The organism is Crassaminicella indica (assembly GCF_019203185.1).
Classification (GTDB): domain Bacteria; phylum Bacillota; class Clostridia; order Peptostreptococcales; family Thermotaleaceae; genus Crassaminicella; species Crassaminicella indica.
In genome coordinates this window covers 1,812,713-1,827,136 of record NZ_CP078093.1, presented here as the reverse complement: position 1 = coordinate 1,827,136, position 14,424 = coordinate 1,812,713, and the positions used below count along the sequence as shown (strand labels likewise).

General features: G+C 26.3%; 8 protein-coding genes. 2 read left to right on the top strand and 6 right to left on the bottom strand.

Annotated features, from left to right (window positions below; translation table 11 throughout):
• Positions 1 to 204: 204 nt before the first annotated feature.
• The 4 genes from KVH43_RS08510 to KVH43_RS08495 all read right to left on the bottom strand — a co-directional run bounded on the left by KVH43_RS08510 (position 205) and on the right by KVH43_RS08495 (position 10,455).
• Positions 205 to 2,964: a DEAD/DEAH box helicase gene (locus KVH43_RS08510; protein WP_218282126.1), complete on the bottom strand. Its 2,760-nt coding sequence runs from the start codon at positions 2,962 to 2,964 to the stop codon at positions 205 to 207.
• A gap of 30 nt (positions 2,965 to 2,994) precedes the next feature.
• Complete coding sequence (locus KVH43_RS08505; protein ID WP_218282125.1) at positions 2,995 to 4,323, bottom strand: radical SAM/SPASM domain-containing protein; 1,329 nt, start codon at positions 4,321 to 4,323, stop codon at positions 2,995 to 2,997.
• A 374-nt stretch (positions 4,324 to 4,697) separates the two neighbouring features.
• On the bottom strand, positions 4,698 to 7,460 hold the full coding sequence (locus tag KVH43_RS08500) for an amidohydrolase family protein (RefSeq protein ID WP_218282124.1): 2,763 nt from the start codon (positions 7,458 to 7,460) through the stop codon (positions 4,698 to 4,700).
• Between the two features lie 16 nt (positions 7,461 to 7,476).
• Positions 7,477 to 10,455 carry a hypothetical protein gene (locus KVH43_RS08495; RefSeq protein ID WP_218282123.1) on the bottom strand — a complete coding sequence of 993 codons (2,979 nt, stop codon included), beginning with the start codon at positions 10,453 to 10,455 and terminating at the stop codon, positions 7,477 to 7,479.
• Between the two features lie 403 nt (positions 10,456 to 10,858).
• Between KVH43_RS08495 and KVH43_RS08490 the strand changes: the two genes are divergently transcribed.
• Together KVH43_RS08490 and KVH43_RS08485 are read left to right on the top strand one after the other, a co-directional pair.
• A complete protein-coding gene (locus tag KVH43_RS08490; RefSeq protein ID WP_218282122.1) occupies positions 10,859 to 11,632 on the top strand; it encodes an ABC transporter ATP-binding protein in 774 nt (257 codons plus the stop codon).
• Positions 11,622 to 12,461, top strand: coding sequence for an ABC transporter permease (locus tag KVH43_RS08485; protein ID WP_218282121.1), 840 nt, complete (start codon positions 11,622 to 11,624; stop codon positions 12,459 to 12,461). The genes KVH43_RS08490 and KVH43_RS08485 overlap by 11 nt, the downstream gene beginning before the upstream one ends.
• Before the next feature lie 246 nt (positions 12,462 to 12,707).
• On the opposite strand, the gene KVH43_RS08480 is transcribed toward KVH43_RS08485, so the two are convergent.
• Positions 12,708 to 13,754, bottom strand: a complete 1,047-nt coding sequence (locus KVH43_RS08480) for a sensor histidine kinase (RefSeq protein ID WP_218282120.1) — start codon at positions 13,752 to 13,754, stop codon at positions 12,708 to 12,710.
• Positions 13,741 to 14,394, bottom strand: a complete 654-nt coding sequence (locus KVH43_RS08475) for a response regulator transcription factor (RefSeq protein ID WP_218282119.1) — start codon at positions 14,392 to 14,394, stop codon at positions 13,741 to 13,743. The genes KVH43_RS08480 and KVH43_RS08475 overlap by 14 nt, the downstream gene beginning before the upstream one ends.
• Positions 14,395 to 14,424: the final 30 nt, after the last annotated feature.

Here is a 14,424-nt window from a genome sequence, read left to right as displayed (position 1 = left end):
AACTCGGCAGCCATGATAGCTTAAAAAAATGCTATGCTCTATAGTTTCTGACTTGCCCATAGCTAAGAAATCATGGATGCAAATGCTCAATATCAAGAGCATACCGTAAATAGATGATATATCTTGATATAATGAAAAAACTATGTATTCTTAAGAAAAGCTGAGATAATGTCCAGTAATAGGGAATCAATCCTCTCTGTAAAGTTAATCTATTATTAGCTGTTTTAACTCATCAACAGTTAAGTTAAATACATAATCTTGATTATCTAATAATTTTTTTGATAATTGTTCTTTTCGATCCTTTAAATCCATAATCTTCTCCTCAATAGAATCTTTTGTAATAAGTCTATATACATTAACCTTTTTCTTTTGACCAATTCTATAAGCTCTATCTATAGCTTGGTTTTCTACTGCTGGATTCCACCAAGGATCATAAATAATTACATAATTAGCAGAAGAAAGATTAATTCCTGTACCACCTGCTTTAATACTAATAAGAAATATATTGTTATTTTCGCTTTTTTCAAAATTCTTTATAACTTTCTCCCTATCATTCGTTTTTCCATCTAGATAACTATACTCCCATCCCTTTGAAATAAGATATTTTTTAATTATATGTAACATAGAAGTAAATTGACTAAAAACTAATACTTTATTACCACTCAGTTTAATTTTTTTTAGTAATTCTTTTAATATATCAAATTTTCCTGATTGATAACAATTAAGAATATTATATTCTTTTCTAAGCAACTTTGGATGACAACTTACTTGTCTTAAATATGTCAAACCTTCTAACACCTTAGCATTTGATTTAATTACATAAGAATCTAAATTATTTAAATCATCACTAATTCTTTTTTTCAACGCATCATAAAGACTTTTTTGTTTATCTGTCATTTCACAATATATATTTTGCTCTATTTTAGGTGGAAGTTCTTTTAATACATCTTTTTTCATTCTTCTTAATATAAAATACCCTATTATATTTCTTAACTTATTTAATTTATTTGCATCTTGCTGTATATTTATATAATCTTTACTAAATTTATTATATGAACCTAACAATCCATGGTTTAAAAAATCCATGAATCCCCATAATTCTTTTAAATTATTTTCAATCGGTGTCCCCGTCAAAATTATTTTATTTCTTGGATTCAATTTATTCAATTCTTTATATGTCTTCGCATTAAAATTTTTAATGGCTTGTGCTTCATCTAAAATGAGATATTTTAAATCTAATTCCTTAAACACATCTATATCATTTCTTATAGTTCCATAAGTAGTAATAATAATTTCAACATCTGTTTCATTCTTCATCTGTTCTCGTAAAATATCTCTATGTATGCCATGATATATTATAAATTTCAATTCTGAGTTAAATTTTAGAATTTCACTTTTCCAATTAAATAATAATGTTTTAGGAACAACAATAACAGTTATTCCTTTCTGTTTTTTTATGGTTTGTTCTGATAAAAGACCTATAATTTGCAAGGTTTTTCCTAGCCCCATATCATCAGCTAGACATCCTCCGAATCCATTAACACTTAAAGAACACAACCATTTGATTCCTTTTAATTGGTAATCTCTCAATTGTGCACAAAAACCTTTATCAAATTTAACCTTCATATCTTTGTAAAATACTAAAGATTCCAAATCTTCCATGACTTGTTTTTTTACATTCATTTCTTCAAATAAATTTTTTACCTGTCCTATATATTTTTTATGTATTCTTAATAAATCACTATCTTTTTTATTTTTCGTAATAAATTTACTATTCTTTATAATACTTTCTGGAATTAAAATAGCTTCTCCATTTTTTAGTTTAATCCAATTTTCACCTTTTTTAATATGTTTAAGCAATCGTGAAAGTGCTATTTTTTCTTCATTGTATGAATAATTAATCCTTAAATCAAACCAATCTATACCAGAAGAAATATTAATATTAGGTTGTCTAAGTACTTTTAATTTTCTATTATCTTGTGTATATATACTCCAACCGTTTATTATAAATAATTCTAATGTTGTTGAAAACTGTTCATGATCATTACAATAATATAAATTTTTTCTTGAATGTTTCCAATTGTTTTTTCTTAATAATTGAATCGCCTTATTTTCTTCTCTTCTATCTCGAAGAATTTTTCTTTTGTTTATATCATCTATAATAATCTCATTATTTTCATAACTATCAATTTCTGTTTCATCATATTTAAACTTTAATAAACCTTTTAATTTTTTTTCCTCTAGCTTAACATAAAAAGATACCTTTGGAATAATATTATCAACAACGCTATAATCCTCTACGCTTCTCCTAAAATAAATTTTTTCTTTACTTTCAATCTTAATCGTATTGCTATAATTTTTTAAAAAGGTAGGTGACACTTTCCAATTTTTTTTTGCTAAATTATTCATAAATCTATGATCAATCCATTGCTTAATAAAAAATATACGATTTTTAAATATCACAAAAAAATATTTTTTAAAAGTAAAAAACACTGTATTAGTGCTAAGCATAATTCTCCTATCTTCTCTTTCTAATGTTACACTAAACTTATATGTATTATTTTTTAAAACTTTATATACAATCCTTATTTCATAAGAATTCAGATAATCTGAAAATTTATCTATTATATATAACTTACCCTTTCGCTCTGATTTATAATATAACACTTTTTGATTACACAATATACTTAATAATCTAATAAGCACCTCTTCATCTAATGCATATATATGATCCTTTATTTGTGAATTTCTTTTATCTTTTAATAAATTTCTAATCTGTATAAAATCTTTTTCGGATATATTTTGAGGCCTTTGATTTTCATCAAAATTATAATTTTTTAATTGTCCTGAAGCAAAAGTTTTATTTTTATTAATTTTATTATATATACAACTAAAAACTTCGATTGTCGGTTTTTCAAATCGCTCACTCTCATATCTATTCAAAACAAAGATTATATCAGCCATTTTTTCACCTTTTTTCATATGTACATACATCTAATAAGAATACATAAATTCATTACTTTCTATCATATTTTTATAAAAACTATTTTTATATTCTTCCGTGCAATCTCTTCTATATCCTTGCTTGTTACAAAATTGTTCTTTTTTAAATGGAGAACAATACTTTATTCTACACCCTCCACCACAAATATATTTTAATTCACAATTTTTGCATGGTAACAAATTATCCACACTTGTTTTTTTCTTTATTTCTTTCAATTTTTCAAATGCTTTTTCTATCCCTATTTCTAATATGTTTCCTACAGGATCTATCTCATAAATTCTATTACAACAATACACATCTCCATTAGCAGCGATTGTTATTTCTCCATATCCACAATTATCAATAATATAATTATCAGAATGATTCAATATAAAATTGTTTATATAATAATTTGGATATATTTTTTCTGTTAATTCCTTTAACTTATTTTTATAAATTTCATTTTCTTCTTCTGTTAAATCTACATCTCTGCCTTTAATTAATTCTAGATTTAATTTCATATAGATATTATCATTATACTTTTTTATCATACTTTTAGCAAAATCTTCAAATCTGATAATAAAATTATCAATATCCTCATATAATGGGGTAACTGCAATAGATAATTTAACTCCTAATTCATAAAATCTATCTACCGTGTCTATTGCTTTTTGAAAATTACCTTTTCCTCGTATTTTTGCATTACTCTTTTCATCATATCCATCAATACTTATCTGTATCTCATCTATATATTTACTCGCTTTTATTATAAGTTCTTCGCTCCATATAGTACCGTTAGTCAATACAGTAGTTTTTATATTTAATTCTTTTGTAAATTTTAAAATATCAATAAGATCCTCTCTCATAGTTACTTCTCCACCACTAAAAGTAATATTATCACCTCCTCGTTTTTTGAAATCCCCTATAATCTTTTTCCATTCATCTAAATTTAATTCTTTTTCATCTTTTTCTCCAGCATATACATAACAATGTGGACATCTTAAATTACAACTATTTGTCAAATAAACAAACATATTTACGGAATCATCTCTAGAAATATTTTTATTTTCAAAACACTTAGCTTCAATTTGTGTAACCACCTTTATAAAAGTTTCGACCATCTGATTACTTTTTAAACTAGTTGCTTCATAAACTTCATTTATCGATTTCTGATTATTTAACATATCAAAAATCATCCATTCATTCTCATCATCAAAAACTAACCAATTTGCCGTATCTACAGATATAATAATAATTTTTCCCTGATAATAAACCTTTTTTAGATTTTTAGGAAATTTATATACTTTACCCAGTTCTATTTCTCGTTCCACAAAGCCCATATTGTAATTCTCCTCTTTATATAAATTTGCTCATAAGCATTTTAAAAAAGGCTCCAAAACAGGAGCCTTTCATTCAACATAATTATATAAACTTACTAATTTTGATTTTTTTCACAGCTCTTAAAACAATACATAACTCCAACTCTTGCTGTATCTTTTACCTCTTTCTTTCCCCACTTAAGAAGTAATTTCCCATTCTTGATCATCACATTATACCTCCTTTTCTCAAATACCATTCTATTAGAAATTTTACCACTATTGAATTACCCTGTCAATAATGCGCTACCTTATATTTCATAAATAAACTATATTATCCAAATTCAATACGCTTCTATTTTTTATAATAAAATTTTCCATAAACTATCCATATATAATCAAATATATTTATTAAGCTTTTCGATTATATCTTCTACCTCCTCTTTTTTTTGCTCATAAGTTAACTTTCTTGTTTCAATAAAACTACTTGCCATACCATTTTTTCTTACCTTATTAATCCATTTAAGTACATCTTCTTTAGCATATCCTTTTTCTATCAACGCATAATATGTATAAGCAAACTCATTGCTTACATTTGTATTAAATACAGATGGATCATCTGAATTAATACTTACAATAATACCATTTTCAATTTGATGTACATCATCTAATCCATTTTGATTTAAATGATGTACATAATGTTCGAATAAATTTTCTATGTTTCCTATAGCTGTATTTGATGTAGGATTGGTTTCAATAATAATTCCAGCTTTGCTTACTTGAGATAGAATAAATTTTTGAACTTCTATTATCATATCAATATCTTCTTTTTTTACCTCAATCTCAATAGGTTCTAACATCTTTTTTAAATAACATTTGCAATGTTGTGCATGCGTCAATTTATCGGAATCCCAAAGCATTGCATATTCAGATTGAATGTAAAAACAAAAAAGCTCATTATTGCAAATTACTGTATGATTATTTATATCTCTGTTTTTAATAGCATTTCCATACTTTTGACTAATACGAAATATCTTAAACTTATTTTGATATGCCTTCCAAAGATTATATACTGTTATACCATTCATATTTTGATAAATAGCCTCTGCCCTCATCAAGATTTCTCTTTCTAGATAATGTGCATCAATTTTTCTTGCAAAGTTTCCATCTTTGCATAAGCCCCAAATCCATAATAAGTTTTCTATATGCTCTATGCGCGGAAGAATAGTAATTCGGTTATCAAGTACCCACTTCTTTGGATCTATACCAATTGCAATACCATGTCCGATTCTATCTCCTGCATGAAATTTAAAATGCTTTATTACTTCATCAATTCTTCGTATTCCTGTTAAAATATGTCTAAAATCTTCCCCAGCATGAAATGTAAATCCCAAATTTTTTATTCTTTTATGATAACCTTTACTATATACTAATTTGTGCGTATCACTGTTTCTCGCAAATTCATATATAGGTGCAAAAACCCACGGTTCTGTATCATTTTCTATTGCCGCTGCATCAATCCCTACAATATAATCAGATAATCCTTCTATATCCTCTCTTAATTCATTAATTGCTTGTATTTGTCTAAAATACTCCTCCTGCATTTCTCTAAAATATAATTGAGCTGATTCTTCCTTTTCCTTATAATTAACCCAGCATTTTTCCATCATTTTTTTATCTTTCTTTTTTATAAAATGTATAATTAAACCAATGTCTGGAATTTTTCTTTTTTGCTCTGATAATTTCTCGGAAATTTCTTGATAAGCTTCTAATACTGCTATGATTTTTTCTTTTAAACTTTTCTTAATTCCCTCAACACTCGTTGCACTTCCTACAGTAATTCTTCCTTCTAGCTTTTGCAAACTGGTATTTTTGAATTGAGTACTCATAATCAATCCCATGAGTTCCTTTTTTTTATAATCACTCTCAACAGAACGATTATAGTAATCTATAAAGTTATCTAATCCTCTTATATAATTTGTTTGTACCTTTAGTTGAAATACTTCATTTTTTATTCGTATATATTGCCAAAAAATTTTAGCAAAATATTCATCTTCCTTATGTTTTCTTATATACTTTAATGATCGAAACAAAAAGATATTCTCTACTATAGAATATTCTCCATAAGTACACAATATCTTATGAATAATATCCTTTTTAGCAAAATCATATTCCCAATCTTTACTTTTATCGTCTACTGTTTCAGTTAAATTAAATTTAGCTTTTAAATCCTCAAAATACAATTCATAATCAATAATATCGTTTTTTAAATTTTCTCCTTTATATATCTTTTTCAAAAAATCTAATACACTTAATCCATCTTTAAAATTCATTTTTTCATAATAGCAAATTAAATTTTGGGACTTCGCTTGAAATAAATTATCTCTATCAGAAAGATATTTTGCCAATAATATTCTAGTAATCGCCATTGCATTTATATAAATATTTAACTGAATATCTTTCCCTATAACTTTATCCTCATTAATGATTTTTTCTCTATTTTTTTTAATACTTTTTCTACTAACAGACATTAATTCTTGCCAAGTTACAGCAAAATCAATCCCTGCATTCATATGCATATGGGTCTCTGCTACCCCTTTACTAAGAATATTTTGCAACTGTAAATCTTCAACCATAACATTTGAATGATATCCCTTTAAATAATATTCCTCTTCCATTCCATTTTCCAAAAGGTATAAAATAACTAATATATCCGTTGTAAACATTCTATTAAGAGAATTCCAAAATACTACTTTATGAAGTCCTTTATATGGTCCTAATAAATCTTTTTCACTAGATCCTTCCCAATACTTTAAAGCAATATTTCCATTTCTATGAGTCAAAAATATTTTACTAAGCTCTGTTAAATAATTTAGATAAAATTCTAAAAATCCATTCTTAGTATAGCTACTTGTATTTAACTTTTCTTGAGGATAATATTTTTGTACTAATAACTTTATTTCATCTAAATTATTAATTTTTTGATTTCTATTTAGTATTGGATAGATTTTATTCAAAAACTCTTCTTGAAAATATTTATTATATTCATTTGTATTCGTTTTTTTTGCTAATTTTTCAAAGTAATCTTCTTTATAAAAAGTAAATTCTGTAAAAGGAAGAGTTAAAATTTTTACACGTAAATCCATTTTTTCTCTGAACATAATTTTACCCCTTCAATTATCCAATACTTTTTATAAACTCTTTCTTAAATTTTTCATTAAATTCCTTGTATAACGCTCTTTTATTAACTCTTTCCTTCAAGTATCTTCCTAATCCTTTTCCATCTTGATTTGCTTCAATCTGCTTCCTGAACTCACTAAATTCATCATTAATATTTTTCCTACTTAAATATTCAATCATTGTACTCGCTTGTACATATTCATAAAATACTTTTTTTAAATCTTCTTGACATAATTTTCTTCTTAATTTTCCTACTTTCCTATTGTCTCCTTTCAATATCTCTACTGGACTATTTTCTACAATTTCTAAATACTTTTGTATCTGCTTTTTTATTCTTTTTTCTAATCCTATAGTCTCTATTTTGTGCTTCATTTCCTTTATTTTATTTTTCAACACTTTTTTATTTATATAATAAAATTCTTTTAATAGCTCATCAACAATTCCATTTACCCCCAAAATATCAAATGATCTTATTTTAAGAAGTATTTCCTCTATATCTGATTTTAGTACAACTTCTTCATCAGCATAATACTCTTCATCATTTTTATTCCCTTTTTCCTTTGGTGTAATATATTTTCTGCATTCTAAAAAAATATCTCTATACACTTCATAAACTTGCTGCCAACTATTCAAAGATTCTTTATCAAAAGTTTCAGCAATTCCACTTAAAGTATAATCTATGGTTTCTTCTAAGTTATTATTAATTTCTTCTATAATTTTTTCTAAGCGATTTTCTCCTTTTTCCTTTATAATTGTTTTTAATTCATCTATTTTTCGTTCTAAATTATTTTCTTTATCACAATTTATATAGATTAAATATTCTTCATAAAGTTTTTTAAGCTCTGCAAAATATTCTTCAAATTCAATTTCATTCGAATCATCATACCATTCTAACAACTTATCAAAAACTCTTTTTATTTTTTCTGGATCTCCTTTTCCTAAATTTTCTTTAGCCTCAATTTTTCGAATAATTAACTTTTTGTTATAATCTGTTCCTGCCTCTTTATTTACTTCTTTAAGTATATCTGATTTCTTTTTTCCAGTTAATTTAAACATAATATCTATAGTTTCTATACACTTATCTTTCCAAATTTCATCTATTGTTTTAGAGTTTTCATATATAAAATTCACTTTATTTCTAACCCATCTCGGATCACTCTCATATATTTTTTTGAAAATTCCTCCTATGTCTAGATTTTCATCAGTATTAAAGCTACTATTTATTTGTTCAAAATATTTTTTTGCAAATTTGCTAATATATTTTCCATATATTTTTCCTTCAAAATAAAATCTTTCTGCTTTATTTCTAAAAATATCCTCAGATGCCCAATCATATAGCTTTAGCATATTAGATATATCTTTCATATGCTTTATACAACCATTATTTTTTTTATCATCTGTCGCACTCTCCTTATTTTTATCTTCCTTAATATCATATACATTAGGATATAATGCTTCATTTCTACTTTTTAAGATTTCAATAAGTACCTTACCACTCTCTTGCTCATTTATTCTTTTGTCCAAGTTTATATCTATTTTTTCAAAAAAATTCAATAAACTAAATAATACAACAAAGTCATCAAATAACTCTCTTCTTTTTTCAATTTCATTACATTCAGAATATAATTTATAAAAATATAAACCCAATAATTCATAATTTATCCTTGGACTTTCATCTGAAGATATTTTTTTGTCTAAATGAATCATCTTGTAAATATATTTTTTGTATTTTTTTAATTGATTATTTGTATCTACAATAATATGCAATAATTGCTTTCGTTTTTTTATATCAAACTCTCCATTATCACATACAAACTGATATACATTCGCTAATCCTCTAGGTGTATTATCAAAAATTCTAAGATATATTTCTAGCTCCTTCTCATCAATGTTTGTTATTTTTTTTAATTTTTTTAATAAATGTCCTTTATTATCTTCTTTATTCTGATCTTTTTTATTATTTTCAATATAGCCAAAATCCTTTTTATCCTCATTTGATAACTCTTTAATTTCATATCGAAAAACAGGAGGAAGTATCTTCTTTAAATAATTATGACTTAATTCTTTTCGTATCTCTAAAGCTGTTTGCTTATTTTCACTATAACTATCTTCTTTATCACTATATATCTTTGTCATTAACGATTCTCTAAAAACCTGATCTTTTCTCAAGAACTCCATTGTCAATTCTTCATGGAATATTTTATAATCGCCAGATGTGATTGTAACAATATTAGGATGTGTTAAATATCTTAAAATAGTTAATAAAATTTCTATACATCGTTCATGACAAATATCTACATCGTCAAAAAATATAAAAATTAATGGTTCTTTACCATTTTCATCCTCTTTTAACTTATTCTTCTTAAAAAAAATCAATTCATCAATAAATTTATTGAAAGTTTTACCTAATTCTATATCAGCATTTAATATTCTCAAATTATCTTTTCGATACTCGTTCTTTCCTACATAATTTTCCTTAATAACTTCATAATATCTAATCTTTCGATATACATAATCCTCTTGTAACTTTATAAATAATCTTTCAAGCTCTGTTTTCTCTTCCTTGATACAGTATTTAAAATATTCACTATGTTCAAAATTCCTTCCTTTTAATTTTTCACAGTACTTTTTCACACAATTATTTACTTCATCTTCAAAAGAATCTATAATCCACCCCAGTACGTCACTTGCCTCACTAATCTTATCAGGAACAATCAAAGGCATAACAAAATCATTATTTATGTTCTTTTTTGCTCTTAAACAATTCATTAGAGAAAGTAACACACTTGTTTTACCTGTTCCTCTTCCTCCTAGAATGGAAAAATTATTTCTATAGTATTCATCCGATCTCTTCTTATTTCCTAATGGCATTCCTAGTAAACTATCTCTTAATTTCTCGATTTGTTCTCCTATTTCTTTGTAATTAGGCAATATTAATTTAACTTCTTCTTTCATTAATGCTTTTTCAACTAACATAATCAAGCTCCTCTCTATCCTTTTGTTCTGCACTAAATTTTTTACCTAACTTTATAAAATCATAAGAACAATATTAATCTTTATACATTATTTTCATGAAAATTTAAAATATATACAATCACTCATCATAAATTAACACTTTAAATTAGTATCATATTTTTAAAATAATTCTACATTTTTTCAATATTTAACATTACTTCTTATATTTCTATATATTTCACAATTATTCCTTTGATGAAATTGCTCTTGTTTTGTCGAATGGTAATAAAAATTCACCTCTCTTAATTCTCTAGACATCTTATTAAACTTTGATTATTGCTTTTCATCAATAAAGTAACAAATATTTTTCCTATTGAATACTATGAAAATATATTGAAGTTTTCGGCTTAGGGGGAATAGACCTATGGAAAAAATTGTAGAAATCAAAAATATATCTATGAATTATCATACCTTAGAACGTGAAACACTCGCTATAAAGGATTTATCTTTTGAAGTATACAAAGGAGAAATCGTCTCTATTGTAGGTCCTAGTGGCTGTGGAAAATCAACTATTTTATCAATCATATCTGGACTTCTTAAACCTTCTTCTGGAAAAATCATTGTAAATGGTAAACCCGTAAGTGGTACAAATAAGACAATCGGCTATATGTTCCAAAAAGATCATTTATTTGAATGGAGAAATATCTTAAATAATGTTTTGATTGGACTAGAAATACAAAACAAATTAAATAAAGATACAAAAGCCAGAACTGAAAAATTATTAGAAATGTATGGATTAGGGGAATTTAAAGATCATTACCCAAGACAACTATCAGGAGGTATGCGTCAAAGAGTAGCACTCATCAGAACTTTAGCAATTCAACCTGAACTACTGCTACTTGATGAACCTTTTTCCGCACTAGACTATCAAACTCGACTTGCTGTAGCTGACGATATTGGTCGTATATTAAAAAAAGAAAAAAAGACAGCTATTATGGTAACACATGATATAGCAGAAGCTATATCTATGGCAGACAGAGTAATTGTATTATCAAAAAGACCTGCAACAGTAAAAAGTATACATGAAATTAAACTAACTCTTGAAAATGAAAGGACACCTCTTTCCTCTAGAGAAGCTCCTGAATTTCGGCATTATTTCAATTCTATATGGAAGGAGCTTGATGTTCATGTTAGATAAGACAATAGAGCATAAAATAAAAAAAGACACCCATAAGCAATTTTCTAAAGACCATCTAAACTTTTTAAATATGCATAAAAAAAGAAAAAAATACATCCTCATTACACAGCTATCTTTACTTATTATATTTTTTGCCCTTTGGGAAATGGCTGCTAGACTTGAGATCATTGATACTTTTCTTACAAGCTGTCCTTCCGAAATATGGCATTTATTTTTAAAGCTTGCAAAAAATGGTTCATTGTTTAAACATATCGTTATTAGCTCCTTTGAAACCATTATCGGCTTTTTATTAGGAACTTTTTTAGGAACTTTAGTCGCTATCCTTTTATGGTGGTCAGATTTTATTTCTAAAGTCTTAGACCCTTATATGGTCATTTTAAATGCATTGCCTAAAACAGCCTTAGCACCTATTATTATCCTTTGGGCAGGCGCAGGAATCACAGGCATTATTTTTACTGCAATGACCGTATCCATTATCGTAACAATTTTAGGTGTATATGGAGGCTTTAAAGAAGTTGATGAAGATAAAATAAAAATGCTTCAAACCTTTGGTGCAACAAAGGTACAAATACTGCAAAAAGTTATCATTCCTGCAAGTATTCCTACCATCATTAATGCATTGAAAATTAATGTGGGACTTTCATGGGTTGGTGTAATTGTCGGAGAGTTTTTAGTATCTCAAGCAGGAATAGGATATTTGATTGTTTACGGTGGGCAAGTTTTCAAGCTTGATTTAGTAATGACAAGCGTCATAATTTTAGCTATTCTTGCATCACTTATGTATCAATGTGTAGCTTATTTAGAAAAAAAATTAATAAAATCTAGATAAAAAATTTTTGATACAATTGGCATTATCAAAAACTACTCCTTTTCTTTTAGGAGTAGTTTTTGCATTTTTAACTTTGCTAATATAATAAATAATCATTAACTAACCCTTGTAATATGCAGTAAGCATATCACCGATTGTATTCTCAACTATAACGAAATAATTATCATAAGCATTGTTAGCAAACGTCTCACCATTGGTTCAAAAAATGCTTGTCTATAATTGTATAAAAAAATCTAAGTGATTTGTTTATTCCACAAGTGGTAGTTTAATGGTAAATATAACCTCACCCTTTAAATTTTCAATACCAACACTTCCTTTGTGAAATTCTATAATCTTTTTAGTAATATAAAGTCCTAACCCAAAATTCCCATTCAATCCCTTATAAAATTTATTAAATAAATGTGCCTTTACTTCTTTCGGTATATCATCTCCATCATTGATAATGGAAATTTCAACATAAAATCCTTCATATTTGCTAGCCCTTACCTCTCTAGTTTTAATTTTAATATATGTCTTTGCATATCTAACACAATTATCTAAAATGTTTTCTATTGCAACCTGTAATTTTTCTTCTATCCCCATGACAAAACACTTTTCTAATTGTAGTTCTATATTTATCCTTTCATTAAAATGACAAATCCTATCTGTAAGATGTTCTATCATTTCTTTTAATTCTATACATTCAAAGTTGTCTTCTTTTTCTAGCACATATTCAAGGGAACTTACATATAAAAGCTTGCCAATTTTTGTTTCTAAAGCATTGGCTTCTTCCTCAATAACATTGATTGTATCATCCATAGAATCGTTTATATATACATCATCATGAAGTGCTTGACAATAATTCTTAATAACCATAATAGGTGTTTTCAATTCATGAGATAAGCTTTGTAAAAAAAATTCTTCTTCTTTATCTAGTTTTTCTAAATTATCTTGCATCTTACTTATTGAATAAGCTAATTTCCCAATTTCATCTTTCCTATCAAGCTTAATGTTTTTTATCCATTTTTTATTTGCAATCAATCTAACTTTTCTCTCCAAAAAGCGTAAAGGCTCAGTTACTGTATTGGAAATCATTTTTGCTGCTATAATACTTATTATAATAATGCAGATCATAAGTTTAAAAAGACTTCCAAATAATTTTTTATCAAAAATATCAATATCTAAATTGCTTGTTTTATTTATGGTAATAATTGTTGTAGCAGAAACTATAACAGTAATCAAAACTATAAATATCGTAATAATTATCCATATTTGAAAACCTAATGGTTTATTTTTCATACTATTTTCTTTCATATGTATACCCATACCCATAAACAGTTTCAATCTTTAATTCCGGCATTTTTTTTCTGATCCTTCTTATAGTATCATCTACAACTCTTTGAGAACCTTGATAAGCACCATCCCAAACCCGCTCTAAAATTTGTTCTCTAGAAAGAGCTATATTAGCGTTTTGAAGAAAATAAATTAAAAGATCATATTCTTTTGCAGAAAATTCGATCTCTTTTTTATCGCAGAAAACTTTATGCCGATCCATACATATCTCGTATTTTCCTGCCTTTAATACGCTTTTATCTTTTACTGATGCTTTTAATAATTTGTTCACCCTTATGATGAGTTCTCTTGTCATAAAAGGCTTTGAAATATAATCATCACATCCCATTTCAAGACCAACCACTCGATCTATATCTTGGTTTCTAGCAGAAATAAAAATAGTATATGCATGGGGTGTAGCTTCCTTTATTTTATTAAAAATAGTAAATCCATTTATATCAGGTAGCATGATATCTATCACCCATAAATCCGTTTCTAGACCTATAGCTTCAATCGCATCATTGCCATTTAAAAAACTTCTCACAGAATAACCCTCTTTTTCTAAGTAAGTCTTCAAAATAGCATTTAAATTTTTTTCATCTTCAATGATATTGATCCACATACGAACTTAACTCCTTTTAGTAAATTCTAA

Bases quoted from the DNA above. Each gene is read 5' to 3' on its own strand.
- KVH43_RS08490 (WP_218282122.1), top strand. From the start codon at position 10,859: ATGGAAAAAATTGTAGAAATCAAAAATATATCTATGAATTATCATACC.
- KVH43_RS08485 (WP_218282121.1), top strand. From the start codon at position 11,622: ATGTTAGATAAGACAATAGAGCATAAAATAAAAAAAGACACCCATAAG.
- KVH43_RS08480 (WP_218282120.1), bottom strand. From the start codon at position 13,754: ATGAAAGAAAATAGTATGAAAAATAAACCATTAGGTTTTCAAATATGG.
- KVH43_RS08500 (WP_218282124.1), bottom strand. From the start codon at position 7,460: ATGTTCAGAGAAAAAATGGATTTACGTGTAAAAATTTTAACTCTTCCT.
- KVH43_RS08495 (WP_218282123.1), bottom strand. From the start codon at position 10,455: ATGTTAGTTGAAAAAGCATTAATGAAAGAAGAAGTTAAATTAATATTG.
- KVH43_RS08475 (WP_218282119.1), bottom strand. From the start codon at position 14,394: ATGTGGATCAATATCATTGAAGATGAAAAAAATTTAAATGCTATTTTG.
- KVH43_RS08505 (WP_218282125.1), bottom strand. From the start codon at position 4,323: ATGGGCTTTGTGGAACGAGAAATAGAACTGGGTAAAGTATATAAATTT.
- KVH43_RS08510 (WP_218282126.1), bottom strand. From the start codon at position 2,964: ATGGCTGATATAATCTTTGTTTTGAATAGATATGAGAGTGAGCGATTT.